The sequence below is a fragment of the Brevundimonas sp. AVps5 genome (assembly GCF_058681515.1).
Window position 1 is genome coordinate 2,996,779 of record NZ_CM178740.1, and the last position, 25,231, is coordinate 3,022,009.

General features: G+C 67.8%; 22 protein-coding genes. 21 read left to right on the forward strand and 1 reads right to left on the reverse strand.

Features of this window, described 5'->3' with window-relative positions; all coding sequences use genetic code 11:
- The first annotated feature begins 67 nt into the window (after positions 1–67).
- The 14 genes from ACW18A_RS15230 to ACW18A_RS15295 all read left to right on the forward strand — a co-directional run bounded on the left by ACW18A_RS15230 (position 68) and on the right by ACW18A_RS15295 (position 15,755).
- Positions 68–1,213, forward strand: coding sequence for an AI-2E family transporter (locus ACW18A_RS15230; protein ID WP_492022550.1), 1,146 nt, complete (start codon positions 68–70; stop codon positions 1,211–1,213).
- A gap of 379 nt (positions 1,214–1,592) precedes the next feature.
- Entirely contained in the window at positions 1,593–6,500 is a 4,908-nt protein-coding gene (locus ACW18A_RS15235) for an NAD-glutamate dehydrogenase (RefSeq protein WP_492022551.1), read from the forward strand.
- Positions 6,500–6,967 carry a universal stress protein gene (locus ACW18A_RS15240; RefSeq protein ID WP_492022552.1) on the forward strand — a complete coding sequence of 156 codons (468 nt, stop codon included), beginning with the start codon at positions 6,500–6,502 and terminating at the stop codon, positions 6,965–6,967. Before ACW18A_RS15235 ends, ACW18A_RS15240 begins: the two co-directional genes overlap by 1 nt.
- 415 nt (positions 6,968–7,382) lie before the next feature.
- Entirely contained in the window at positions 7,383–7,940 is a 558-nt protein-coding gene (locus ACW18A_RS15245; protein WP_492024409.1) for a NifU family protein, read from the forward strand.
- A 95-nt stretch (positions 7,941–8,035) separates the two neighbouring features.
- Positions 8,036–8,629 carry a helix-turn-helix domain-containing protein gene (locus tag ACW18A_RS15250; RefSeq protein WP_492022553.1) on the forward strand — a complete coding sequence of 198 codons (594 nt, stop codon included), beginning with the start codon at positions 8,036–8,038 and terminating at the stop codon, positions 8,627–8,629.
- Positions 8,630–8,698: 69 nt separating this feature from the next.
- Positions 8,699–9,082, forward strand: a complete 384-nt coding sequence (locus ACW18A_RS15255) for a helix-turn-helix domain-containing protein (RefSeq protein ID WP_492022554.1) — start codon at positions 8,699–8,701, stop codon at positions 9,080–9,082.
- Positions 9,083–9,095: 13 nt separating this feature from the next.
- Positions 9,096–9,749, forward strand: coding sequence for a tRNA (adenosine(37)-N6)-threonylcarbamoyltransferase complex dimerization subunit type 1 TsaB (gene tsaB, locus ACW18A_RS15260; RefSeq protein ID WP_492022555.1), 654 nt, complete (start codon positions 9,096–9,098; stop codon positions 9,747–9,749).
- Positions 9,750–9,754: 5 nt separating this feature from the next.
- A complete protein-coding gene (locus ACW18A_RS15265; protein WP_492022556.1) occupies positions 9,755–10,177 on the forward strand; it encodes a GNAT family N-acetyltransferase in 423 nt (140 codons plus the stop codon).
- Positions 10,178–10,219: 42 nt separating this feature from the next.
- Positions 10,220–10,699 carry a Fur family transcriptional regulator gene (locus ACW18A_RS15270; RefSeq protein ID WP_492022557.1) on the forward strand — a complete coding sequence of 160 codons (480 nt, stop codon included), beginning with the start codon at positions 10,220–10,222 and terminating at the stop codon, positions 10,697–10,699.
- Positions 10,700–10,753: 54 nt separating this feature from the next.
- A complete protein-coding gene (miaB, locus tag ACW18A_RS15275; protein WP_492022558.1) occupies positions 10,754–12,157 on the forward strand; it encodes a tRNA (N6-isopentenyl adenosine(37)-C2)-methylthiotransferase MiaB in 1,404 nt (467 codons plus the stop codon).
- The gene (locus ACW18A_RS15280) at positions 12,147–13,136 is read left to right on the forward strand and encodes a PhoH family protein (protein ID WP_492022559.1); all 990 of its coding nucleotides are present in this window, start codon (positions 12,147–12,149) and stop codon (positions 13,134–13,136) included. Before miaB ends, ACW18A_RS15280 begins: the two co-directional genes overlap by 11 nt.
- Positions 13,133–13,591, forward strand: coding sequence for an rRNA maturation RNase YbeY (gene ybeY / locus ACW18A_RS15285; RefSeq protein WP_492022560.1), 459 nt, complete (start codon positions 13,133–13,135; stop codon positions 13,589–13,591). The genes ACW18A_RS15280 and ybeY overlap by 4 nt, the downstream gene beginning before the upstream one ends.
- Positions 13,581–15,176: an apolipoprotein N-acyltransferase gene (gene lnt, locus ACW18A_RS15290; protein ID WP_492022561.1), complete on the forward strand. Its 1,596-nt coding sequence runs from the start codon at positions 13,581–13,583 to the stop codon at positions 15,174–15,176. The genes ybeY and lnt overlap by 11 nt, the downstream gene beginning before the upstream one ends.
- A 165-nt stretch (positions 15,177–15,341) precedes the next feature.
- A complete protein-coding gene (locus ACW18A_RS15295) occupies positions 15,342–15,755 on the forward strand; it encodes a helix-turn-helix domain-containing protein (protein ID WP_492022562.1) in 414 nt (137 codons plus the stop codon).
- A 93-nt stretch (positions 15,756–15,848) separates the two neighbouring features.
- On the opposite strand, the gene ACW18A_RS15300 is transcribed toward ACW18A_RS15295, so the two are convergent.
- Positions 15,849–16,331, reverse strand: coding sequence for an S-type pyocin family protein (locus ACW18A_RS15300; protein WP_492022563.1), 483 nt, complete (start codon positions 16,329–16,331; stop codon positions 15,849–15,851).
- A gap of 123 nt (positions 16,332–16,454) precedes the next feature.
- On the opposite strand from ACW18A_RS15300, the gene coaBC reads away from it, so the two are divergent.
- The 7 genes from coaBC to infB all read left to right on the forward strand — a co-directional run bounded on the left by coaBC (position 16,455) and on the right by infB (position 25,159).
- A complete protein-coding gene (gene coaBC, locus ACW18A_RS15305) occupies positions 16,455–17,684 on the forward strand; it encodes a bifunctional phosphopantothenoylcysteine decarboxylase/phosphopantothenate--cysteine ligase CoaBC (protein ID WP_492022564.1) in 1,230 nt (409 codons plus the stop codon).
- A gap of 9 nt (positions 17,685–17,693) precedes the next feature.
- On the forward strand, positions 17,694–18,143 hold the full coding sequence (gene dut, locus ACW18A_RS15310; protein WP_492022565.1) for a dUTP diphosphatase: 450 nt from the start codon (positions 17,694–17,696) through the stop codon (positions 18,141–18,143).
- A gap of 212 nt (positions 18,144–18,355) precedes the next feature.
- On the forward strand, positions 18,356–18,742 hold the full coding sequence (locus ACW18A_RS15315; RefSeq protein ID WP_492022566.1) for a hypothetical protein: 387 nt from the start codon (positions 18,356–18,358) through the stop codon (positions 18,740–18,742).
- Positions 18,743–18,950: 208 nt separating this feature from the next.
- Complete coding sequence (gene rimP / locus ACW18A_RS15320) at positions 18,951–19,544, forward strand: ribosome maturation factor RimP (protein WP_492022567.1); 594 nt, start codon at positions 18,951–18,953, stop codon at positions 19,542–19,544.
- Positions 19,544–21,295 carry a transcription termination factor NusA gene (nusA, locus tag ACW18A_RS15325; protein WP_492022568.1) on the forward strand — a complete coding sequence of 584 codons (1,752 nt, stop codon included), beginning with the start codon at positions 19,544–19,546 and terminating at the stop codon, positions 21,293–21,295. Before rimP ends, nusA begins: the two co-directional genes overlap by 1 nt.
- 15 nt (positions 21,296–21,310) lie before the next feature.
- Positions 21,311–21,991, forward strand: coding sequence for an RNA-binding protein (locus ACW18A_RS15330; RefSeq protein ID WP_492022569.1), 681 nt, complete (start codon positions 21,311–21,313; stop codon positions 21,989–21,991).
- 120 nt (positions 21,992–22,111) lie between these two features.
- Positions 22,112–25,159: a translation initiation factor IF-2 gene (gene infB, locus ACW18A_RS15335; RefSeq protein ID WP_492022570.1), complete on the forward strand. Its 3,048-nt coding sequence runs from the start codon at positions 22,112–22,114 to the stop codon at positions 25,157–25,159.
- The last annotated feature ends 72 nt before the right edge of the window (positions 25,160–25,231 follow it).

Genomic DNA, 25,231 nt, shown 5'->3' on the forward strand with positions numbered 1-25,231 from the left:
AGCCGTGGCCGGCTCGCGCGCCAATCGGTGATTGACCAGGGGAGCGACGCCCCCGACAAGTCGGTGTATGAAACCACCGATCGCCATTCCGACATCGACCGTGGCCCGAAATGCCCTGGTGACCCTGGCCGTCGTCGCGTCCGGCGCCGCCCTCTACTGGCTGCGGGACATCCTGACGCCTCTGGCCATGGCGATCTTCCTGCTGATCATGATCGACGGGGTGAAGCGTTTCATCGAGGACAGAACCCGCCTGCCCCGCCACTGGGCAGGGACGGCGGCCCTGACGGTGGTGGTTCTGGCCTTCCTGGCTTCCATCGCCTTCATCGTGAACGGGGCGGCCGGCTTCTTCTCGGACGCCTCGGGCGTCTCGAGCGGCATCGGGCCGAGGATCGATGCCATCATTGCCGACGGCGCGGGCCTGTTCGGCATGACCACGCCCCCGACAGCCCAGGAGTTGTTCGCCGGTCTGGATATCCGGGGCAATCTGACCACGCTCGCCTTCCAGGTTCAGGGCGTGGTGTCGGGCGCCTTCTTCGTCATGGTCTATCTGGCCTTCCTGCTGGCGGCCCAGATGGGTTTCCGACGCAAGCTGGTCAGCCTGTTCCCCAATCGCGAGAGCCGCCAGGAGGCCAGTGAGGTGTTCCAGCGCGTGCGCGGCGGGGTCGAGGGCTATCTGTGGGTCCAGGCTGTCACTGGCGGCATCATCTGCGTCGCCGCCTGGATACTGATGCGACTGGTGGGCCTGCAGAACGCCGAGTTCTGGACCTTCGTCATCTTCGTGGTCGGCTTCATCCCGGTGCTGGGGGGGGCCATCGCAGGGCTCGCGCCGCCGCTGTTCGCTCTCGTCCAGTTTCCGACCTACTGGCCGGCCCTGATCCTGCTGGTCGGATTGCAACTGATCCTGTTCGTCGTCGGCAACGCCATCCAGCCACGCATGCAGGGCGACAATCAGAACATCGATCCGGTCGCGGTGCTTCTGGCCCTGGCCCTGTGGGGCAAGCTGTGGGGGGTGGTCGGCATGTTTCTGTCGACGCCGCTGGCGGTCATGGCCATGGCGATCCTGGCCGAGTTCAAGGGATCGATGTGGATCGCCATCCTGCTGTCCGGCAACGGCCGCCCCTATGCCGAGGAGGACGCAGAGCCCGCGCACAAGCCCCCGGCCCGACGTCCGGCCCGCGTCAAACCGCCACGTGCTGGAACCGCAGAACCCTGAAACTCGACCCCTTGCGGCCCGGTTCCGTCGATCCCATCTGCCTGCCAGACGTCGCGGCCCCTCCCCTCCCTCCAGGGCCGCGGCGGCATCGACCGGCGCTCGTTCCCCCCTCCAGCGCCGGTTCAAGAGAGGCCGTCGGACGCCCGTCCGGCGGCCTTTTCTTGGTTTCGCATGGGCGAAAGGGCGTTTTCCGCCGCGGATGAGTGAACGCTGATAAGGCTCGGTCCGGAAGGTCGTTCAACGGGGTTTGTCGTTTCCGGCCTTTCCGAGCGGAGCGGTCCGGCCTATCCAACGGATCAGGGACGGGGTGGGTCGCGGTCGAGCGATGATCTCCGGTCCAGACCCTGGCGGCCCTGCCGCGCCTTTCGAGACCCTGCCCATGTCCGGCGACCTCCGCACCTCCTCCCAGCCCTCCAGCCCGGAGGCGCTGCAACGGGCCTTCGCGGAGGCCGTGGGCGGCGGAGGGGCGCCGAGCGAGCTGGAACGGTCCTTCGTCGCCCAGGCCTCCGAGGACTATGCCGAGGACGAGACACCGGAACTGGCCCTGGAGGATGTCGGCGCGGTGCTGGCCGACGCCTGGCGCTGGGCAGAGCGGCGCAATCCCGGCGAGACCCGGATGGCGGTTGAACCCCTGACGGTCGGCGGCGGCCGCGCCACCCCCTATGACGTCCTTCGCATCGTCCAGGATGACAGGCCCTTCCTCGTCGACAGCGTCATGGGCGAGCTGGCCGACTCCGGCGTCTCGGTCCGGGCCCTGTTCCACCCCGTCCTGAATCTGGCCCGCCGGGCCGACGGTTCGCGGACGGCGGATGGCGGCGCGCGCGAATCCCTTATCGTCCTGGTCATCGATCCCCTGCCGCCCGAGCGGCGCGAGGCGCTGCAGGCCGGCGTCGGACAGACCCTGGCCGACGTGCACACGGCGGTGGCCGACTACCCGGCCATGAACGCGCTGATGGCGCGTTCGATCGCCCATCTGGAAGCCTGCCCCGGCGGCATCGACCCGGCGATCGTGGCCGAGAATCTGGAGTTCCTGCGCTCGCTCAACGACGACGCCTTCGTCTTCCTGGGTGCCCGCGACTACGACTATCCGCGTACCGCCGACGGCGGCTACGCGGCCGAGGCGCCGCTTGACCAGTCGGGAGCCGGCGTCGGCGTCTTGCGCGATCCCGAGCGCACGGTGCTGCGCCGCACGTCGGAGCCTGCCGTCCTGACCGCCAGTATGAAACGACAGATCGATCTGTCTGACCCGGTCACTGTGGCCAAGGCCAACCTGCGCAGCCGCGTCCACCGCCGCGCCTACATGGACTACGTTGGGGTCAAACGGTACGGCGACGACGGTCGTCCGTCGGGAGAGACCCGCTTCGTCGGCCTGTTCACCGCCGAGGCCTATGACCGGCCACCGTCGCAGGTGCCGCTGATCCGGCGCAAGGTGGGCAACGTCCTGGCCCGCGCCGGCAAGGCGCCCGGCAGCCACAACGAGAAGCGGCTGAAGAACATCCTGGAGAACTATCCCCGGGACGAACTCTTCCAGATCACCGAGGACGAGCTGCTGACCACGTCCCTGGGCATCCTGCACCTGTTTGACCGGCCCCGGATCAAGACCTTCACCCGCAAGGATCCGTTCGACCGGTTCGTCTCGGTCCTGGCCTTCGTGCCGCGCGAGCGGTACGACGCCGGCGTGCGTGAGCGGATCGGCCGCATCCTGGCCCGCGCCTGGGGCGGACGCCTCTCGGCCTGGTATCCGCAGCTGTCCGACGCGCCCCTCGTGCGCATCCACTACATCATCGGCGTCACGCCGGGCGATCACCCGGTTCCCGACCAGCGCGCCCTCGATGCCGAGATCATCGAGACGGGCCGCACCTGGGTTGATCGTTTCGAAGGGGCCTTGCGCGCCGCCGACGTCGACGACAGTCAGATCGGAGCCCTGAGCGCCCGTTGGGCCGAGGCCTTCGGTGCGGGCTATCGCGACCGCTATGACGCGGCCGAGGCCGTCACCGACCTCCAGGAAATCGACCGTTTGAACGAGACGAATGACGAGAACGCCGGCGAGCCCGTCGCCGTGCGCGCCTTCCGCACGTCCGACGACACTCCCCTGCAGTTCCGTTTCAAACTCTATCGCAGGGGCGCGGCCGCGCCACTGTCGGACGTCCTGCCGATCCTGGCCGATATGGGGCTGAAGACGCTCGAAGAGTTCGGCCACGCCATCAAGCCGGCCGGCCACACCGGTACGGCCCAGGAAATTCACGTCCACGAATTCCTGCTGGAGGACCCGCGCGGCGCTTCATTGGCGTTCGGCGACATCAAGGGCCCGTTCGAAGCGGGCTTCTCGGCTGTCTGGTCCGGCCAGACCGAGAGCGACGGCTTCAACCGTCTGGTGCTTGAACTCGGCGTCGGCTGGCGCGAGGCGGCCCTGATCCGCACCCTGGCCCGCTATCGCCAGCAGGCCGGTCTCGATCCCTCACAGGCGGTGCAGGAAGAGGCGCTCCGTGACTATCCCGCCATCGCCCGCGCCCTGCTGTCGTTCTTCGCCTGCAAATTCGATCCGGCTCACGGGGGTTCGGCCGAAGAGCGCGCGGTTCATTGCCGCGAGCTGGACGACAGGATCAACGCCCTTCTGATGGACGTGAAGTCGCTCGACCACGACCGCGCCCTGCGTCGGATGGCGGCCCTGATCGGGGCGGTCAAACGCACCAACTACTACCAGACAGCGGCCGACGGCGGCTTCAAGCCGCACATCTCGATCAAGATCGCCTCGCGCGAGCTCGACGACCTGCCCCTGCCCAAGCCCTATCGCGAGATCTTCGTCTGGGCCCCGCATATCGAGGGCGTCCACCTGCGCTTCGGTCCCGTGGCCCGCGGCGGTCTGCGCTGGTCTGACCGCCGCGACGACTTCCGCACCGAGGTCCTGGGTCTGGTGAAGGCCCAGCAGGTCAAGAACGCCGTCATCGTGCCGGTCGGGTCCAAGGGCGGCTTCTTCCCGAAACATCTGTCGGGCATCGTGCGCGCCGGCGGCGACCGCGACGCCCAGCAGGCCGAGGCCATCCGCGCCTACAGGACCTTCCTGTCGGGTCTTCTGGACATCACGGACAATATCGCCGCCGACGGCCATGTGATCCGCCCGGCCAATGTCGTGCCGTTCGAGGGCGACGACCCCTATCTGGTCGTGGCCGCCGACAAGGGGACGGCGACCTTCTCCGACATCGCCAACGGGGTTTCGGCCGACTACGGCTTCTGGCTCGACGACGCCTTCGCCTCGGGCGGTTCGGTCGGATACGACCACAAGGCCATGGGCATCACGGCCCGGGGCGCCTGGGAGGCGGTCAAGCGGCACTTCCGCGAGATCGGCAAGGACATCCAGACCGAGCCCTTCACCGTGGTCGGTGTCGGCGATATGTCCGGCGACGTCTTCGGCAACGGCCTGTTGCTGTCGAAGGCCTCGAAACTGGTCGCCGCCTTCGACCACCGCGACATCTTCATCGACCCGACCCCGGACCCGGCTTCGTCGTGGGAAGAACGGAACCGGCTGTTCGCCCTGCCGCGCTCGTCCTGGCAGGACTATGACAAGGCGAGGATATCGACCGGCGGTGGCGTCTTCTCCCGTTCGGCCAAGTCGATCGAACTGACGCCCGAGATCCGCGCCGCGCTCGACATCACCGACGAAGCCCTGGACCCGGTCAGCCTGATCCGCGCCATCCTGAAGGCACCGGCGGAGCTGCTCTATCTCGGCGGCATCGGGACCTATGTGAAATCGGCGCTCGAGACCGACGCCCAGGTCGGCGACAAGGGCACCGACGCGCTCCGGATCAACGCCGACGAACTGCGGGTCAAGGTGGTGGGGGAGGGGGCCAACCTCGGCCTCACCCAGGCGGGCCGGATCGCTTTCGCCGCCGGCGGCGGACGCATCAACACGGACGCCATCGACAACTCCGCCGGTGTCGATACCTCCGACCACGAGGTCAATATCAAGATCCTGATCGGCGCGGCCCTGGCCCAGGGCGCCCTGCCTCTCGCCGACCGCGTGCCGCTGCTGGCCTCGATGACCGAGGAGGTCGGGCTCAAGGTCCTGGCCCACAACTACGACCAGACCCTGGCCCTGACCCTGCAACAGGCCGAGGGGACCGGCGCCCTCGACACCCAGCAGCGCTTCATGCAGTCCCTGACCGCGCGGGGCAAACTGGACCGCAAGGTCGAAGGTCTGCCCGGCGACGTCCGGATCGGCGAGATGAAGACGGCGGGCCAGGCCCTGACCCGGCCGGAACTGGCCGTACTGATGGCCTATTCCAAGCTGGAGCTCGCCGACGAGATCGTGGCCTCCAGGGCGCCCGAAGATCCCTTCTTCGAGGAGACCCTGGTCCGCTACTTCCCCGGACCGCTGGCCCGGTTCGGGAAGCAGATGCAAAGCCACCGGCTGCGCCGCGAGATCGTCGCGACGGTCATGTGCAACGAGATCGTCAACATGACGGGCCCCACCTTCCCCGATCGCCTGCGGGCGGCGGCGGGTTGCGACACGACGGCCCTTGTCATCGCCTTCGAGGCGGCGCGTCGGGTCTTCCGCCTCGACGAGGCCTGGGACGCGGTCAGTGCCCTGGACCTGAAGGTCCCGGCCGAAACCCAGACGGCGCTCTATCTCGAAATCTCCACCGTCCTGCGGCGCCAGACCGTCTGGCTGGCGCGTCGCGCCGGGAAGGCGGGGGCGACGGTTCAGGGGCTGATCGAGGCCTACCGTCCGGCCGCCGATGCCCTGCGGGCCGCGGGCGGCGACGTCCTGTCCCGCTTCGAACAGGCCCGTCTGGCCGAACGGTTGAAGACCTTCGCCGACATGGGCGTGGGCGAAGACCTGGCCTGGACGGTGTCGATGCTTCGCCCGCTGGTCGCTACGGCCGACATCGGCGATCTGGCGACGGAAGCCGGCTGGTCCGAACCCCGGATGGCCCGCCTCTACCATCAGGTCGGGGCGGCCTTCGACTTTGACCGCCTGCGTGTCGCCGCCGGTGCCGTACCGTCGGGCGATCATTTCGACCGTCTGGCCGTTCGCCGTCTGATCGAGGACCTGATGACCGAACAGGTCGCCCTGACCCGCGCGGTGGCCAGGGCCTCCGACCCGGCCGTGGGCGATACCGAGGCGACGGCAGAAGCGGCCGTCGACGCCTGGATCGGGCCGCGTCAGGCCGTGGTCGAAGGCGTTCGCGCTGCCGTGGACGAGATCGAGGCCTCGGGCACGGGCTGGACCTTCGCCAAACTGACCATCGCCAACGGCCAGATCCGCCAGGTGGCGGGCTCGGTTTGATGCCCAGAAAGTTCCTCGTCGTCGTCGATGACAGCCCCGAGTTCGAGGCGGCCCTGCGCTACGCCTCGCGCCGGGCGCGGTCGACGGGCGGGCGCGTCGCCCTGCTGCGGATCATCCCCGGCGGGTCGGACGAGCACTGGGCCGGCGTGCGCGAGGAAATCCAGCGTCAGCAGCGGGCCGAGGCCGAACTGCTGCTGAACCGCCTGGGCGAGGAGGCCAGGGAGCGCTCCGGCGCCCAGCCCATCTTCCTGATCGAGGAGGGCGAACCCCAGGCCGCCATCCGCAAGGTCTGCGGCGAGGACCCCGAGATCAAGATCCTGGTCCTGGCCGCAGGCATGGGCAGCCGGGGCCCGGGACCGCTGGTCTCGGCCGTGCTGAAACAGGGCGCGGCCTTCGGCGGGCGGAAACTGCCGGTGACGATCGTACCGGGCGAACTGACCGACGCCGAGATCGAGGATTTGGCCTAGATTTTCCTTCTCCCTCCCCTTGATGGGGAGGGTGGCTGAGCGAAGCGAAGGCGGGTGGGGCCTGTCAGTCCGTGCGACCGTACGATTCGGACCCCACCCTGACCGCTACGCGGTCGTCCCTCCCCATCAAGGGGAGGGAGAAGACGCCGATACCCATCAACGGATCCCCGGAATCCGCCAGGGATTTCAACGCCCGGCTCTGACGAGAGCTCATTTACCCATCACCCCCTGAAACGCCCTCATACTGATCTCTCGCGTGGAGACCATCATCATGGGCGAACGCATCGGACGCTTCGAACGGTGTTTTGAAGGCCGGACCGATGGGACTCTATGGACGATCTGGACTCCAATTCCGGAGTCCCACCCGCCCGCCGCCGCCCTTGCGAACCGCTCAATCGAGGCGCATTTCCCCATCATGTTCATCCAGACCGCACCGACCCCGAACCCGAACGCCCTGAAGTTCCTGCCCGGACGCGATGTGGCGCCGGCCGGATCGCGCGAGTTCCTGACCATCGACCAGGCCACGGCCTCGCCCCTGGCCGAGGCCCTGTTCACGCTGGAGGACGTCTCCGGCGTCTTCTTCGGCGCGGACTATGTCTCGGTGAGCAAGGCCGAGCATGGTCGCGACTGGTCGGAGATGAAGCCCGAGATCCTGTCGGTCATCATGGACCATTTCGTCTCGGGCGCGCCCCTTCTGCGCGACGGCGAGGCGGGCCCTGACGACGGCGTCGAGGACTCCGAGATCGTAGCCGAGATCAAGGCCCTGCTCGACAGCCGCATCCGTCCGGCCGTGGCCCAGGACGGCGGCGACATCCTGTTCGACGCCTTCGACCAGGAGACGGGGGTGCTGTCGCTGCGGATGCGCGGCGCCTGCGCCGGCTGTCCCTCGTCGGCCATGACCCTGAAGGCCGGGGTCGAGCAGATGATGAAACACTATGTCCCCGAAGTGACGAGCGTCGAACAGGTCATCTAGGGGGCGCTATCGCTCGGCTCGCGGAGCCTCGCTGCTTGAGCGAGGGTGAAACGTTTCCGTCTCGCATGAGGTCGTCGTCTGGGGCACAATCAGCCATGGCCCGCTTCGCATCCGACCCCGACGCCGCCGCTCTCGGCGAGGGACTGGCGACCCTGCGTCGCCACATCGGCCTGAGCCAGGCCGAGGCCGGCGCCCGCATCGGCATGACCAGCCAGGGCTGGGGCCTCTACGAAAGCGGCAAACGACCCGGCCTGTTTCGCCCCGACGTCCAGCGCCGCCTGACCGGAGCGCTCGATGCGACGCCTGAGGACCTGGCGCTGGTTCTGGCGCGGGAGACGTCTCCGACGCCTGCCCCCCCGAGCGGCGTGGAAAATCCCCGTCGTGCCTTCACATCGCCACCGGCCGCCCAGACAGGCCGGATCGAGCGAATGCAGCTGTCCAACGACGACCTCGCGCCCTGGGCTGCGTCCGGCGTGGTGCTGGAATTCGATCCGGGCCGCTGGCCGCGCCGTGATCAGGGCTGTGTCATCGATCTGGCGGACGGCACGCGGCTCGTCCGGCTCTATCAGCGCGCAGACGGCGACCGCCTGTATGTGAAGGGTGGACCAGGCGGGCTGGAGATCGAGACCAGCCTCGATCGGAGCACGGTCGCAGGCGTAGCCGCCGTCCGCGCCAGGCTCGACGAATGAAACGAAAAGATTGCATATTGGGCGACGACGTGAAACGATCCGGACATCAGAAGAGTCGGAGCCGCCCTCATGCCTCGTTCGCCGGACGCCGTGGACGCCCTCGTCGGACGCCGCATCGGGGAGCGTCGCTCCGCCATGGGCCTGTCGCAGACGGCCTTGTCGCAGCGCCTCGGCGTCAGCCCTCAGCAGGTGCAGAAATACGAGGCGGGAGCGAACCGCATCTCGGCCTCGCGGCTGAGCGACATCGCGGCTGCGCTCGGCGTGGCGCCGGGGGCGCTGTTTCCGGACCGGCCGTCCGCTGCGGCGCCGGTGACCGACGACCTGTCCAACCTCCGTTTCATGACCGCGACCGCGGAGGGTCGGGCCGTGGCCGCCGCCTTTCCGCTGATCCGCGACCGAAGTTTACGTCAGGCCCTGGCCCGGATCGCAGAAGCCCTTGCGCCGTCATCCTGACGGGACGGGTCCGATGAGGGTTCTGGTCATCGATACGGCCCTGGACACCTGCACGGCGGCCGTGTTCGAGGACGGCCGGGCGCTGGGCGTCCGGTCGGAAATCATGGCACGCGGCCATTCCGAGCGGCTGGGCGGCTTTGTGCGCGACGCAGTCGCCGAGGCGGGCGGGGGGTTCGAGGCCCTCGACCGGATCGGCGTGACCGTCGGGCCGGGGTCCTTCACCGGCTTGAGGGTCGGGCTGGCCTTCGCCCAGGGGCTGGGTGCGGCGCTGGGCCTGCCGGTGGTCGGGGTCTCGACACTGGAAGCTCTGGCGCGGTCCGCAGACGGCGGGGAGGGGGCTACGGCGGCCGTGATCGATGCGCGACGGGGCCAGGTCTATCTGCAGCTGTTCGAGACCGGTCGCGCGGCGTCGCAGCCCGAAGCCCTGTCGCTGGAGGACGCCGTGGCCCGGTTGACCGGCCGGGTCTGGCGCATCACCGGGTCGGGCGCGGTTCTGGTTGGTGCCGAGGCCTCCACCCAGACCGCACCCGATCCGGCGGCGCTCGCGGCTCTGACGGCGGGGCACGATCCCGCCGACAATCCGCCTCGTCCGCTCTATCTGCGGGCACCCGATGCGACCCCGCCCACGCGCCTGCCCGGTCAGGCCCGACCCGCCCCGGCTGCGTGAGCACAATGGCCGCCCCCGGCGAATTGTCGCAGGCGCTCGCCGACCTGCATTCAGAGGCCTTCGACGCCCCGTGGTCCGCTTCGGCCTTCGCAGATCTTCTGGGTCAGGACGGGGTGATCCTGGAAGGCGCGACCGACGGTTTCATCCTGATCCGCGCCGTGGCCGACGAAGCAGAGATTCTGACGCTCGCGGTGCGACCGGCGGCCCGGCGACAGGGATTGGGCGCGCATCTGGTCCGCGCCGCGACCGAACGCGCCGCCGCATCCGGCGCGATCCGGATGTTCCTCGAAGTGGCGGAAGACAACGGCCCGGGTCGAGCCCTGTACGGCGCGCTCGGCTTCGAGGCGGCGGGTCGGCGGCCGCGCTATTATCCGCGTGCGGAGGGCCCGGCGGCCGATGCCCTGCTTCTCGTTCTCAACTTGGCCTGAACGGCTTCCCACGAGGGGATCGCGCCTCTATCCTGACAGCCCATGGACCGGATCGAGAAACTCTGCGCCGAGCGCGGCATGCGCATGACCGAACAGCGCCGGGTGATCGCCCGTGTCCTCGGCAACGCCGAGGACCATCCCGACGTGGAGGAGCTGTATCGCCGCGCCTCCGCCATCGATCCCCACATCTCGATCGCCACCGTCTATCGCACCGTGCGTCTGTTCGAAGAGGCGGGCGTGGTCGAGAAGCATGACTTCGGCGACGGCCGCAGTCGCTACGAAGAGGCCGGCGACGATCACCACGATCACCTGATCGACACCCGGACCGGCGAGGTCATCGAGTTTTTCGACGCCGAGATCGAACGGTTGAAGACCGAGATCGCAGAACGGCTGGGCTTCGAACTGGTCGGCCACAAGCTGGAGCTGTACGGCAAGGCCATCGAAGGTGCCGAACCGTCGAAGCGCGAGGGCCTGATCTATACGCGCAACGCGGCACGGGTCGATCCGGGGGAACTGTCCTGACACCAGCGGTTCCGCGATCTTGCGACCCTCCGGTCGTACGATCATAAGCCCGTCATGACCGAGACCCTGATCGCGTCCGAGGTTGGGACGGCCGCCGGGAGCCCGTCTCCGAAACGGTTATTCATCAAGACCTACGGCTGCCAGATGAATGTCTATGACAGCGAGCGTATGGCCGATGTCCTGCGTCCGCTCGGATACGCCACGACCGACGAGGTGGAGGCCGCCGATTTCGTCATCCTGAACACCTGCCATATCCGCGAGAAGGCGGCCGAAAAAATCTATTCCGAGCTCGGCAAGATGCGTCAACTGCGCGAGCAGAAGATGGCACGCGGCGAGGCACGAATGACCATCGCTGTGGCGGGCTGCGTCGCCCAGGCCGAGGGCGAGGAAATCATGCTGCGGGCCCCGGCCGTCGATATCGTCGTCGGACCCCAGGCCTATCACCAGCTGCCGGAGTTGCTGACCCGCACGGCGCGGTCGCGCGGCGAGCGGATCGGTGCCGACTTCGCGCCGAATGAAAAGTTCGACGCCCTGAACGCCGGCGGGCCGTCGCTGCGCGAGGTCAAGGGTTACGCCGCCTTCCTGACGGTTCAGGAGGGGTGCGACAAATTCTGCAGCTTCTGCGTGGTGCCCTATACGCGCGGAGCGGAATGGTCGCGGCCCGTCGCCGACGTCCTGGCCGAGGCACGCGGGCTGGCGGATCAGGGGGTGCGCGAGGTCACCCTGCTGGGCCAGAACGTCAACGCCTATGACGGCGCGGGGACAGACGGAAAGGCCTGGACCCTGGCGAAACTGGTGCGGTGCCTGGCGGAAATCCCTGGGCTGGCCCGCATCCGCTACACGACCAGCCACCCCAACGACATGTCCGACGACCTGATCGCGGCGCATGGCGAGGTCGAGGCCCTGATGCCCTATCTGCACCTGCCGGTGCAGGCGGGGTCGGACCGGATCCTGCGACTGATGAACCGGAAGCACGGGCGTCAGAAATACATCGAACTGATCGGTCGCATCCGCGAGGTGCGGCCGGACCTTGCCCTGGCCGGCGATATGATCGTCGGCTTTCCCGGCGAGACGGACCGGGATTTCGAGGACACGCTCGATCTGGTGCGCCAGGTGAACTATGCGGCCTGTTTTTCCTTCATGTATTCGACGCGCCCAGGCACACCTGCCTCGACTCTCCCCGGCCAGATTCCGGGCGAGGTGATGAGGAGTCGGCTGGCGGCGTTGCAGGTTCTGCTGACCGAACAGCAGATTGCCTTCAACGAGAGTCAGGCCGGTCGAACACTGAATGTCCTGTTCGACCGCAAGGGCCGCCATCCCGGGCAGGCGGTCGGCCGCTCCCCCTATCTGCAATCCGTTCACGTCGACGGCGCGGATCATCTGCTCGGCCGGATCATTCCAGTCCGGATAGAGCAGGGCGCTCAGAACAGTTTGAAGGGTAAGCTTGTTGGCTCGTGAGAGTGAATTTCTGGCGTTGGACGATCAGTCCCTTCGGGCCGTCATCGGACCGAACAGCCGCCACGTCGCCCTGATCGAGGACGCGTTCAAGGTGCTGATCGAGGCGCCCGGCGGCGGGGTCTCGATCAATGGCGGCGCGCGTGACCGCGCCAATGCCAGACAGGTGATCGAAGGCCTGGCCCTGCGCGCAGAGAAGGGCGCCGAGGTCAATGAGGCCGATGTGCGTGCGGGTATCGGCTCGGCTCGCACCGGGGTGACCGGCGGCGGACGGCGCGTCGACCCCATGGCTCTGCCGATCGGCAAGCGCGGCGCCATTGTGCCCAAGACCGATGCCCAGGCCCGCTATCTGGATACCCTGGCCAATCACGAACTGAGCTTCGGCGTCGGTCCGGCGGGAACGGGAAAGACCTTCCTGGCCGCGGCCTATGGCGCATCCCTGCTGCGGCGGGGGCAGGTTGACCGGTTGGTCATCACCCGCCCGGCTGTCGAGGCGGGCGAGAAGCTGGGCTTCCTGCCCGGCGACCTGAACGAGAAGGTCGACCCCTACCTGGCCCCGATCTGGGAGGCGCTGAACGACATCCTGGGGGCCGAGGACGTGCAGCGGCGGCGTGACAAGGGCGAGATCGAGGCTGCCCCCATCGCCTTCATGCGCGGCCGGACCTTGAGCCACGCCTTCGTCATCGTCGACGAAGCGCAGAACACTTCGCGCCTGCAGATGAAAATGGTCCTGACCCGGCTGGGGGAGGGGGCGCGGATGGTGGTCACGGGGGATCCCTCGCAGATCGACCTCCTGAACCCGCGTGACAGCGGCCTGGCCCACGCCCTGCGCATCCTGCGGGACGTGAAGGGGGTTGGGGTGCTGGAGTTCGAAGCCCAGGACGTCGTGCGTCACGCCATGGTCGAGCGGATCGTTCGCGCCTATGACGCCGATGCGGCGGCAGGGCGGCCGGCACCGGATCTGGAAGGTCCTGCGCGATGATCGAGGTCGAGGTCGAGGCCGGGGACTGGACCGACGCCATCGACGATGTCGAGGCGGTGGTCGAACGGGCGGCGGTTGCGGTCCTGGGCGACAAGGCCGGAGGGGTTGTCATCCTGCTGACCGACGACCAGACGGTACGCGACCTGAACGACCGGTTCCGCAGCAAGGACAGGCCGACCAACGTGCTCTCGTTTCCGGCGGCGGCGATGCCGGGTGCAAATCCGCGGCCTCTGGGTGACATCGTCCTGGCCTATGGCGTCTGCGCGACGGAGGCCGAGGAACAGTCCAAGACGCTGCGCAATCACCTGACCCATCTGGTCGTGCACGGGGTGCTGCACCTGTTGGGCCGGGACCACGAGGATGACGCCGAGGCGGAGGCGATGGAAGGCGAGGAGCGCTCGATCCTTGCCAGCCTGGGCGTATCGGACCCATACACGCTCCCGCATGACGGCTGAACTTCTCCGGAAATCGAGCGAGGCCCTGACCCGGGCCCTGGACGGGCGTCTGGCCCGGATCGGTCTGGCCCTGGTCGCCGGGATCGCTGGGGCCCTGGCCCATCCGCCGTTCGGCATCCTGCCCGGACTGCTGGGCTATCCGCTGTTGATGCTGCTGGCCGAACGGTCTGGATCGGTGCGCGGCGCTTTCTGGATGGGTTGGCTGGCCGGGTTCGGCTATTTCGGCGTCGGCTGCTGGTGGGTCGCCGAGGCCTTCCTCGTCGATCCGGCCCAGGCCTGGATGGCCCCCTTTGCAGCAAGCTTGCTGCCCGCCGGGATCGGCCTCTTCTGGGGCGCGGCGACGGCACTGTATCGTCGATTCGCGCCGGAAGGTTTGTTCCGGGTTCTGGTCTTCCCCGCCTGCTTCGCCCTGCTCGAATGGCTGCGCGGCCACGTGCTGACGGGCTTCCCGTGGAATCCCGCGGGGGCCAGCTGGGGCGCGGGCTCGGCAGGATCGCAGTTCGCGGCCGTGGTCGGGGTCTATGGTCTTGGCTTCGTCACGCTGGCGGCAGTCTGCGCCTTCGCGCCCTTGGCCGGAGCGGGGACGCGGAAGGCGCGCGTCGGGGTGGCCCTGACCGGTATGACTGTCCTTGCGGCTCTGGTCCTCGGCGGGACGATCCGGCTGGCCGGCGCCCAGGTGCGGGACACGGACACCCTGATCCGTATCGTCCAGGCCGACGTGCAGCAGGAATCGAAATGGTCGCCGGAAACCTATCGCTCCATCGTCGATCGCTATGTGAACCTGACGGCGCGTCCCGGCGCGGCCCGGCCTGACGTGGTGGTCTGGCCCGAGGGTGCCCTGCCGGCGAGTTTCAACACTGTCTTCGCGCCCGGTTCTCCGGACGGCCCGGCCATCGCCCGTGCGGTCCAGCCGGGCCAGACCCTGCTCATGGGCCTGCCAAGGGGCGAGGTGGGTTCAGACGGTCGGGCGCAATACTACAACAGCCTGTTCGCCATGGTCGACGAAGGCGAGGCGGGGCTGAGGGTCGCCGCCGTCTATGACAAACACCGGCTGGTGCCGTTCGGCGAATTCCTGCCGCTGGGCGGTCTGATGGGGGCGATCGGCGTGCGTAGCCTGGTGCATATGCCCGCCGATTTCAGCCCGGGCCCGCGTCCTTCGCCGATCGACCTGCCCAACGCGCCCAGGGTCCAGCCGCTGATCTGCTACGAGAGCCTCTACCCCGGGTTCACGCCGGGTGCCGGCGGACGGCCGGAGTGGATCGTCAATGTCTCCAATGACGCCTGGTTCGGCGCGACCTCCGGACCCATCCAGCATCTGAATCTGGCCAGCTATCGCGCCATCGAGACAGGCCTGCCGGTCGTGCGGGCGACGCCGACCGGAGTCTCGGCCATGATCGATCCCTGGGGCCGGGTCATCGACGGCCGGCGCCTGGATCCGGGTGAGAGCGGAGTCATCGACGCCCTGTTGCCCGAGCCTGTCGGCATCACGCCCTATGGTCGGGTCGGTGATCTGTTTTTCTGGCTGATGGTGCTGGGCGGACTGGCTCCGGCCGGGGCTTCTATCGCGAAGAGTCGCCGACGGTGAAGTCGGTCTGCGACGGGCCGATTTGAGACCAGCGTTCGAAACCACGGCTGTGTCGAAGCCAGGGCAAAGCTCTTCCTGTAATTTCCATTTCCCAGATTTCAGATGACAGCCTTACGCGACGAGCGCATGTGGTCGCCGGTTGCAATCCAGGACTCAAAAACGAGAATGGCTAGAGGCGTCGGCGAAGATGGTCCCCACCCGGTGGACCGGCATGTGGGCAGACGGGTGTGCGAGAAGCGCATCAGTCTGGGTTATAATCAGAGCGACCTGGGTCGGGCGTTGGGGCTGACCTTCCAGCAGATCCAGAAATACGAGAAGGGTGCCAACCGAATCTCGGCGTCCAAGCTCTGGGACATCGCCCGCTTCTTCAAGGTTGATGTCGGGTACTTCTTCGAGGGGCTGAATGCTCAGCCAGGGATGGCGGAGGGTGAGACCGGCGCGGCCTCTTTCGCTCACGACTTCCCCCTGACCCGCTACACGATCGAGATCTCACGGCTGGCTCCGCAGATGTCCAGCCGCCAGCAGAAACTGGCGCTCGATGTGATCCGCGAGATGACCGGCAAGACGGAAGAAGCCTGAGGCGTCTTCCGTCTGTGTGTTGGCGCTCCTGCTCGACACGCGACGCCTCGCGGGTTGGGCGAGACGGCCGTTGCCTTTGGTGACCGCCCCCTCTCAGTTCTGCGATCGCCGCTGGCCGAAGGTTGGGGCGGCGGCCTTCTGTTCCGCCCAGTAGGTCGCGCCGTCGTCGGGTTTGAACATGGTGCGCGCCGTGCCGTCGCGCGCCACGACGGCGAAGGTGTTGGTCGAGGCCTGATACAGCAGGGTGTCGCCGTTCGGCCGTGTCGCCGTTTCCGTCCCGGATGGCGGCCGCGTCGTGAAGCTCGTGACCTTGTCGAGGAAGTCCTCGGCCGACCGGGCGTCGAAATCGGAGCCGTTGTCCTCGTAGAGGCGCTGGATCTTCTCGTCGACAGTCTCGCGCCGGTTGGCGGTCACAGCCGTCTTCCCGGTCGGAGCCTCCGGGGTTGGGGCCGCGGCCGTCGACGTCAGGCCGATCGTGTTTGCTTCGGCCGTTCGATCTCGAGTCTCGACCGCCGAGTCCCCGTTGCCGCACGCCGTCAAGGTCAGCATCGCCGTGAAGGCCACGCCGGTGGTCATCCAAACCCTCATCACATCCTCCAGGTGATATCCGCCCGAAAGACTTAGCCACAGGTTGTTTGTTCCCGCAATGTTCTTTTTCACTGCCTCGACGTCGGGCTCGCCGGCGGCTAGACCGGCGTCATGTCGAGCGCGGCCCTGACCAACCGGAAAATCCTGCTGATCGTCGGGGGCGGCATCGCTGCCTACAAGGCGCTGGAACTGGTGCGGCTGCTGAAGAAGGCGGGTTGCGAGGTGCAGTCGATCCTGACCGGGAGCGGGGCCGAGTTCGTCACTCCCCTGTCTCTGGCGGCCCTGACCGGCCATCCGGTGAGGATGGGCCTGTTCCATCCGGACGAAGAGACGACCATGGGCCATATCGAGCTGTCGCGCTGGGCCGATCTGGTGGTCGTGGCGCCGGCGACGGCGGGCCTGATCGCCAAGGCGGCGAACGGCATGGCCGATGATCTGGCCTCGACGACGCTTCTGGCGACGGACAAACGGGTGCTGCTGGCTCCGGCGATGAATGTGCGGATGTGGCTGCATCCGGCGGTGCAGGCCAATCTCGCGCGGTTGCAGAGTTTCGACGGCTTCCACGGCGTTGCTGTGGTCGGCCCTGACGACGGGGAGATGGCCTGCGGCGAGTTCGGCCCGGGCCGGATGGCCGAGCCGGGCGCGATCCTTCAGGCCATCACCGACCTGCTGGCCGGTCCCGACGGTCGGGCTCTCAAGGGACGCAAGGCGGTGGTTACGGCGGGCCCGACCTTCGAGCCGATCGATCCGGTACGGGGGCTGACCAACCGGTCCAGCGGGAAACAGGGCTATGCCATCGCCGCCGCCCTGGCCGCGCGGGGGGCCGAGGTGACCCTGGTGTCCGGTCCGACGGGTCTGGCCGTGCCCGCGGGGGTGACGCGGGTCGGCGTCGAGACGGCAATGGAAATGAAGGCCGCCACCGAAGCCGCGCTGCCGGCCGATATCGCGGTGCTGAGTGCCGCCGTGGCCGACTGGCGGGTGGACACGGTCGCGGGCGGAAAGATCAAGAAGGTGCCCGGCGGGCCGCCGACGCTCGCCCTGATCGAGAATCCTGACATCCTGGCCGGGATATCCAGGCCTGGCCCGAACCGGCCGGCGCTCGTGATCGGCTTCGCCGCCGAGACCACGGATCTGGAGGCCAATGCGCGGTCGAAACTGTCCCGCAAGGGCTGCGACTGGATCGTCGGCAACGACGTCTCGGCCGATGTCTTCGGCACAGACGGCAATACTGTGCTGTTGGTGACCAGGGACGGTGCCGACGCCTGGCCGCGTCTGTCGAAGACCGAGGTGGCGTCACGCCTCGCCGACCGCATCGCCGATCACTTCTCCCCGAAAGCCTGAGAGTCTGACTTGAGCACGCTTCGCATCCTGCGCCTGCCCCATGCCGAGGGCCTGGCCCTGCCTGCCTATGAGACCGCCGGTTCGGCCGGCATGGACCTGCGCGCCGCCGTCCCGGAGGATGCGCCGATGACCCTGGAGCCCGGCGCGCGGGCCCTGGTGCCGACAGGTCTGAAGATCGCCCTCGAACAGGGTTGGGAGGCGCAGATCCGGCCACGCTCGGGTCTGGCTCTCAAGCACGGGATCAGCGCGCCCAACACGCCGGGCACGATCGACAGCGATTATCGCGGCGAGGTCGGGGTGATCCTGATCAATCTGGGTCAGGAGCCGTTCGTCATCCATCGCGGAGATCGTATCGCCCAGATGGTCATCGCCGCTGTGGCCCAGGCGACCGTGGTCGAGGTCGAGATCCTGGACGAGACGGCGCGGGGCGCGGGCGGGTTCGGGTCGACGGGGCGATAGTCTGCTTCAACCCCAGGGCTATCCCGTCGTCGACCGGTCCGTCATGTTGGCACCGCCCGGTCCATGCCTCGGCCGCAAACCGTTTCTCAGCCCTGATCCGGTGTCACATTCCGATTGCCGGACCGGGGTTCGGTGCTACTAGGCTCGAAATCGCCTCGGCTTCCGATCTCTTCGGGAAAAACAACCGGGCCTCATACGGTGGAGACTGTGTCTTGGCTTGGGTCGTTGAGAACATCGAGGCGATACTGACGGTCTGCGGGCTGCTTACAATGTCCATGATCCAATTCGCCATCGTCCCGTCGAGAGCTCTGCGCTCGACCTTCGGCGAAACGGTTGAAGGTTCGGTGGCCGATGTCGTAGTGCGCGGATGGGGACTGCTAATCGCCCTGACCGGCGGGATGCTGGTATGGGCCGCCTTCCATCCCGAAACTCGCACCCTGGCCATAGGCGCGGCCTTGATCAGCAAGACCTTCTACATGGGTCAACTCGCCTCACGTCCGGGTCGGTTCCTGAGGGGGTTTTCCGGGGTGACGGTGATCCTGGATCTGGTGATGGCAGTGTTGCTTGGCATCTGGATGTGGGCCGAGCACGCAACCTGATTGATTCCCGATCCGCCTGAGCCGGTGGCATCCCTGCAATTCGAAGACGGGGGCTGACAAGCCAGGTCGCTCCGGCTATAGGGGCTCCCACATCGTTAGACCGGCGTCCAACGGCGTCGTGAAAGCGGCGGCCCTGGATGGCCGACCGCTTTTCTTTTTGCCCGCCGTCCACCCTCCGGTGGCGGCCAGTTCAGAAGTTGCCACCCGCTTGCGCGCCAAGACCGTCGAAGACCGCGAGATCCTGGAGCTGATCGATCCCGTCGCGGAATCGGTCGGACTGGACATCGTGCGGGTGCGTCTGATGGGCGGGACCCTGCGTCGCCGTCTGCAGGTCATGGCCGAGCGTCCGTCGGACAACGATATCGACGTCGGCGAATGCGCCCGTCTGAGCCGCGCCATGTCCGAGGTTCTGGACGCCGCCGATCCGATCGCCGGGGAATATCTGCTGGAAGTCTCCTCGCCCGGTATCGACCGGCCTCTGACCCGTCTGAAGGACTTCGACCTGTTCGAGGGCCTCGAGGCGCGTCTTGAGACCGACCGGATGATCGAGGGGCGCAAGCGCTTCAAGGGCATCGTCGCGGGCACGGACGGCGACAACATCGCCATCGACCTCGACGGCGAGGAAGAGACGGCCCTGATCCCGTTCGACTGGCTGGTGGACGCCAAGCTGGTCATGAACGACGCCCTGCTGAAGCGCGGGGCCGCGATCCGCGCCGCGCGGGGCGAACCCGAAGACGACGGCCTGCCGGAAGGCACGCCTGAAGACCAAAACAACGCCAAGACTTCTGAGGACGACGCCTGATGGCCGTGACCGGTATTTCCGCCAATCGCCTGGAACTTCTGCAGATCGCCAATGCGGTTGCCCAGGAAAAGAACATCGACCGCGAGATCGTGATCGAGGCGCTGGAAGAGGCGATCCAGAAGGGGGCCAAGTCGCGCTACGGCGCGCACCACGACATCCGCGCCAAGATCGACCCCAAGACCGGCGAACTGGCCCTGACCCGTCACGTCACCATCGTGGAGGACGACTGGATGCCGGAAGACGAGCTGGAGGAGTTCAACGACTCGGCGATGGTCCGCCTGACCGATGCCGGGAAGCGCGATCCGGAAGCCGTGGTCGGCAAGGAATATGTCGAGGACCTGCCGCCGTTCGAGTTCGGCCGCGTCCAGACCCAGATGGCCCGTCAGGTCATCACCGGCAAGGTCCGCGAGGCCGAGCGTGCCAACCAGTATGAAGAGTTCAAGGACCGCGTCGGGGAGATCGTCAACGGCACCGTCAAGCGCGTCGAATATGGCAACACCATCGTCGACCTGGGCCGGGGCGAAGGCATCATGCGCCGCGACCAGTCGATCCCGCGCGAGGTGTTCAATATCGGCGACCGGATCCGCACCTACATCTACGACGTCCGCCCCGAGGCCAAGGGCCCGCAGATCATGCTCAGCCGCGCCCACCCGGGCTTCATGGCCAAGCTGTTCGCCCAGGAAGTACCGGAAGTTTACGACGGTGTGATCGAGATCCGGGCCGCCGCCCGCGATGCGGGGTCGCGCGCCAAGATGGCCGTGCTGTCGAACGACTCCTCCATAGACCCCGTCGGCGCCTGCGTCGGCATGCGCGGCTCGCGCGTACAGGCCGTGGTCGCCGAGCTGCAGGGCGAGAAGATCGACATCATCCAGTGGAACCCGGATGAGCCGACCTTCATCGTCAACGCCCTGGCACCCGCCGAAGTCTCCAAGGTCGTGCTCGACGAAGAAGCCGACCGCGTCGAAGTGGTCGTGCCGGACGAGCAGCTGTCTCTGGCCATCGGCCGCCGCGGCCAGAACGTGCGCCTCGCCTCCCAGCTGACCGGCTGGCAGATCGACATCATCACCGAGTCGCAGGACTCCGAGCGTCGCCAGCGCGAGTTTTCGGAACGCACACTCCTGTTCCAGGAGGCCCTGGACGTCGACGAGGTCATCGCCCAGCTGCTGGTCACCGAAGGTTTCGCCACGGTCGAGGATCTGGCCTTTGTGGAATCCTATGAAGTCGCCGAGATCGAGGGCTTCGACGAGGACACCGCCGAGGAGTTGCAGGCCCGCGCACGCGACTATCTCGAGAAGCAGTCCGCCATCCTGGACGCCAGACGCGTCGAGCTGGGCGTTCTGGACGAAGTCATGGCCGTTCCGGGCGTGACCCTGCCGATCGCCGTCGCCCTGGGCGAAGGCGGCGTGAAGACGGTCGAGGACCTCGCAGACCTGGCCACCGACGAGATCCGCGGCGGCTACGAGATGAAGAACGGCGAGCGGACCAAGGTCGCCGGCGTGCTGGAAAGCTTCAACCTGGCCCAGGAAGACGCCGAACTGCTGATCCTGCAGGCGCGTGTCGCTGCCGGCTGGATCGACGCTTCGGAACTGCCACAACCGCCGGAGCCGGAATACGAAGTGGAGTACGCCGAGGGTGAGTACGATCCCGAGGCCGTGTTCGACCCCGCTCCCGAGGGCGACGCCGAAGTCCAGGTCACTGCCGCTGATGACGCCGAGGTCGAAGACGACCTCGAGCCGACCCGCGACGCGTGATGAGGTGCCCTGTCCATGAGCCTGCGCGACGCGACGATCGATAGAGAGCGCCGGGACCTGGTGACCCACCAGGCCATGGATGAATCTCGACTGATCCGTTTCGTCGCCGGCCCGGACGGCGTCGTTGCCCCCGATCTGGGGCGGAAACTTCCCGGCCGCGGCATGTGGGTGGAGGCCTCTCGCGCCTCCGTCGACGCCGCCGTGAAGAAAAACCTGTTCTCCCGCTCGGCCAAGGCTCCTCTGAAGCCGACGTCCGATCTCGCCGATACGGTCGAAACCCTCCTGATCCGGCGTTGTCTGGACCAGCTGGGTCTTGCCCGGCGCGAAGGCGTGCTTATCTCCGGCTTCGAGAAATCCGCTGCGGCGATCCGCTCGGGCAAGGCCGCTTGGCTGATCGAGGCCGCTGACGGATCGGCGGACGGACGCGGAAAGCTCGCTGCTCTGGCCCGACATCAGACGACCAAGGTCTGCGGCGCCTTCAGCGCCGATGATTTGAGTTTGGCCCTTGGGTTGGAAAATGCGATACACGGTGTCCTGCTGCGTGGCGGCAGAGCCGATCGCTGGACTATCGAGGTCGAACGACTGGCGGGATTTCGATCGCTTCGGCCTGCGGCCTGGGACCTGGATCATCCGGGTTCCACACGCGGGGACGGGTCGGACGAGGACCCGAAGGACGAGCCTGAACGGGCGGATTGACGGGCGGGGTCAGGCCTCTTTCGAGGGGCGGACGCCGCACGACTTTTTGCGTTTCCAGGTTACGAGACGATTTTTGACTAAGACGCGGCGGCCTTCTCCGCCCACGAGTAAAGCGACCGGATGAGCGACGAGAACGACAAGACCATCGACGGCCAAGCTCCGCAGGCCCCCACCGGAACTCCGTCGACGACGGGACCGCGGGCGCCGCTGAGCCTGAAGCCGCGCGCCGTGGGATCGGTTTCGACCGGCACCGTGCGCCAGAGCTTCAGCCACGGCCGCACCAAGACTGTGGTGGTCGAGACCAAGCGCCGCCCGGGCGCTCCGGTCGCCCCCGGCCTTGGGGGACATCAGCGTCCGGCAGGCTTCGATGTCGCGCGTCCGCGTTCCGACGCTCCGGCCCCGCAGGCCCCCTCGCCGCGTCCGCAGATGCAGCAGCCCGCGGGAGGTCGCCTGTCCAACGAGGAACAGGAAGCCCGACGTCGCGCCATCGAGACGGCGACCCAGGCCCAGGCCGAACGCGCCGCCGCCCAGGCCGCCGAACAGGCGCGACGCGACGCCGCGGCTCGCGATCAGGCCGCCGCGACCGCTGCTGCCGCCAGTGCCGCCCAGGCCGAGGCCGCCGCGGCACGCGCCGCTGCCGAAGCCGCCCGTGCCGAAGCCGCCAAGCTGACAGCCGCCGCTCCCGCTCCTGCCGGCAAGCCTGCCGCCCGCGCTCCACTGGCTCCGAAGCCGGTCGTCGCCCCGACTCCAGCCCCCGAGCCTGTCGCACCGGTCGCCGTGGTGCCCGAACCGGCTCCGGTCGCCCCGACACCCCCCGCCCCCGCTCGTCCGGCCCCGCCGGCGCGCCCGGTGGTCAATTTCGGCCAGCGTGTGCCCAAGGCGCCTAACCCGGCCCGCGCCCCGATCGACCGGCCAGCGTTCGGCGCCCGTTCGGCGCGTGAGGAAGCCATGGGCGGCGGCGAGAAATCCTATTCCGATCGCCCCGCCAACGCCCGTCCGACCGGTGCCCCCGCGCGTCCGGCCGAGCCCGTCCGCTATTCGGCGCTCAACCCGCGCCCGGCCGCAGGCGCGGCCCGTCCCGGCGGCGCGCGCACCGGCCCCGGCGGTCGTCCCGCCCCGAACGCCCCTCCGGCCGAGGCCAATGTTCTGCGCCCCGCCCGCGCCCCCGGTGGCGGCTTCGCCAAGCCGCTGAAGCCCGAGGACGATCGCGACAAGCGTTTCTCCGACGCCGGCAAGGCCGTCAGCCGCACGCGCGGCGAGCCAAAACGCCGCGAAGGCCGCCTGACCATCCAGTCCGTGGCAGGCGACGGCGATACGGCCGAGCGGATGCGCTCGCTGGCCTCGGTTCGCCGCGCCCGCGAACGTGAGAAGGAAAAGCGCAAGGGTGGGTCCACCGATGCGCCGAACCGTCCGCGCGAAGTCGTCATCCCCGACGTCATCACCGTGCAGGAGCTGTCCAACCGGATGGCCGTGCGCGGCGTCGACATCATCAAGTTCCTGATGAAGCAGGGCCTGATGATGAAGATCAACGACGTCATCGACACCGATACCGCCGAGCTGGTGGCCGACGAGTTCGGCATGACCGTGCGTCGCGTGTCGGAGTCCGACGTCGAAGCCGGCTTCCTGTCCGACGACATCGACGACGAGGCGACGACGCCCCGCGCCCCGGTTGTGGCCATCATGGGCCACGTCGATCACGGCAAGACCAGCCTGCTTGACGCCCTGCGCACCACCGACGTCGCCTCAGGCGAGGCCGGGGGCATCACCCAGCACATCGGCGCCTATCAGGTGAAGACACCGTCGGGCGAGGCTGTGACCTTCCTGGATACGCCGGGCCACGCCGCCTTCAGCGCCATGCGGACGCGCGGTGCCAACGTCACCGACATCGTCATCCTGGTGGTGGCGGCCGACGACGGCGTCATGCCGCAGACGATCGAGAGCATCCAGCACGCCAAGGCGGCGGGTGCCCCGATCATCGTGGCCGTCAACAAGATCGACAAGCCGGACGCCGATCCGCAGAAGGTCATCAACGAGCTGCTGCAGTACGAGATCATCGGCGAAGCCCTGGGCGGCGACACCCAGATCGTCGAGATCTCGGCCAAGGCGCGCACCAACCTGGACGGCCTGCTCGAGGCCATCCTGCTGCAGGCCGAGGTCATGGACCTGAAGGCCGATCCGGAACGCTCTGCGGAAGGCGTGGTCATCGAGGCCAAGCTGGACAAGGGTCGTGGCCCGGTGGCCACCATCCTCGTCAAGCGCGGCACGCTGAGGAAGGGCGACCTGGTCGTGGCCGGCTCCAGCTTCGGTCGCGTCCGCGCCCTGCTGAACGAACGCGGCGAGCAGCTGACCGAGGCGGGTCCGTCCGTGCCGGTCGAGATCCTCGGCCTGGACGAGGCGCCGAGCCCCGGTGAACCCCTGGCCGTCGTTGAGAACGAAGCCCGCGCCCGCGAGTTGACCGAGTACCGCGCCCGCATCAAGCGCGAGAAGGCCACCGGCGGCATCAACCAGGTCAGCCTGGTCGACATGATGGCCAAGCTGGGATCGAAGAAGATCTCGGAACTGCCGGTCCTCATCAAGTCCGACGTCCAGGGTTCCGGCGAGGCCATTCAGGGCTCGCTGGAGAAGATGGGCAACGACGAGGTTCGCGCGCGCGTCATCTATTCCGGCGCCGGCGGCATCACCGAGTCGGACGTGCAACTGGCCAAGTCGGCCGGCGCGCCGATCCTGGGCTTCAACGTCCGGGCCTCGAAACAGGCCAAGGACCTCGCCGAGCGCGAGGGTGTGGAGATCCGCTACTATTCGATCATCTACGACCTTCTGGACGACATGAAGGGCGTGCTGTCGGGCATGCTGGCCCCGCTGCAAAGGGAAACCTTCCTCGGCAACGCGGCCGTGCTGCAGGTCTTCGACATCTCCAAGACCGGCAAGATTGCCGGCTGCCGGGTGTCCGAAGGCGTGGTCCGCAAGGGTGCCAAGGTGCGGATCATCCGCGACGACATCGTCGTGCTGGAACTGGGCACGCTCGCCACGCTCAAGCGCTTCAAGGACGAGGTCAACGAGGTGCCGTCGGGCCAGGAGTGCGGCATGCATTTCCAGGGCTTCCACGACATCAAGGTCGGCGACTACATCGAGTGCTTCACCGTCGAAGAAATCCAGCGCACGCTTTAGTAGGGCGCTACCGCTTGACGCGCGGCGTCTCGCTGCTTGAGCGCGGCTGTCTCCTCCCTGTCGCGCAGCGAC

Bases quoted from the DNA above. Each gene is read 5' to 3' on its own strand.
- infB (WP_492022570.1), top strand. From the start codon at position 22,112: ATGAGCGACGAGAACGACAAGACCATCGACGGCCAAGCTCCGCAGGCC.
- miaB (WP_492022558.1), top strand. From the start codon at position 10,754: ATGACCGAGACCCTGATCGCGTCCGAGGTTGGGACGGCCGCCGGGAGC.
- lnt (WP_492022561.1), top strand. From the start codon at position 13,581: ATGACGGCTGAACTTCTCCGGAAATCGAGCGAGGCCCTGACCCGGGCC.
- ACW18A_RS15270 (WP_492022557.1), top strand. From the start codon at position 10,220: ATGGACCGGATCGAGAAACTCTGCGCCGAGCGCGGCATGCGCATGACC.
- nusA (WP_492022568.1), top strand. From the start codon at position 19,544: ATGGCCGTGACCGGTATTTCCGCCAATCGCCTGGAACTTCTGCAGATC.
- ACW18A_RS15330 (WP_492022569.1), top strand. From the start codon at position 21,311: ATGAGCCTGCGCGACGCGACGATCGATAGAGAGCGCCGGGACCTGGTG.
- ybeY (WP_492022560.1), top strand. From the start codon at position 13,133: ATGATCGAGGTCGAGGTCGAGGCCGGGGACTGGACCGACGCCATCGAC.
- ACW18A_RS15300 (WP_492022563.1), bottom strand. From the start codon at position 16,331: ATGACCACCGGCGTGGCCTTCACGGCGATGCTGACCTTGACGGCGTGC.
- ACW18A_RS15235 (WP_492022551.1), top strand. From the start codon at position 1,593: ATGTCCGGCGACCTCCGCACCTCCTCCCAGCCCTCCAGCCCGGAGGCG.
- ACW18A_RS15230 (WP_492022550.1), top strand. From the start codon at position 68: ATGAAACCACCGATCGCCATTCCGACATCGACCGTGGCCCGAAATGCC.
- ACW18A_RS15245 (WP_492024409.1), top strand. From the start codon at position 7,383: ATGTTCATCCAGACCGCACCGACCCCGAACCCGAACGCCCTGAAGTTC.
- ACW18A_RS15240 (WP_492022552.1), top strand. From the start codon at position 6,500: ATGCCCAGAAAGTTCCTCGTCGTCGTCGATGACAGCCCCGAGTTCGAG.
- ACW18A_RS15295 (WP_492022562.1), top strand. From the start codon at position 15,342: ATGGCTAGAGGCGTCGGCGAAGATGGTCCCCACCCGGTGGACCGGCAT.
- tsaB (WP_492022555.1), top strand. From the start codon at position 9,096: ATGAGGGTTCTGGTCATCGATACGGCCCTGGACACCTGCACGGCGGCC.
- ACW18A_RS15255 (WP_492022554.1), top strand. From the start codon at position 8,699: ATGCCTCGTTCGCCGGACGCCGTGGACGCCCTCGTCGGACGCCGCATC.
- coaBC (WP_492022564.1), top strand. From the start codon at position 16,455: ATGTCGAGCGCGGCCCTGACCAACCGGAAAATCCTGCTGATCGTCGGG.
- ACW18A_RS15250 (WP_492022553.1), top strand. From the start codon at position 8,036: ATGGCCCGCTTCGCATCCGACCCCGACGCCGCCGCTCTCGGCGAGGGA.
- ACW18A_RS15265 (WP_492022556.1), top strand. From the start codon at position 9,755: ATGGCCGCCCCCGGCGAATTGTCGCAGGCGCTCGCCGACCTGCATTCA.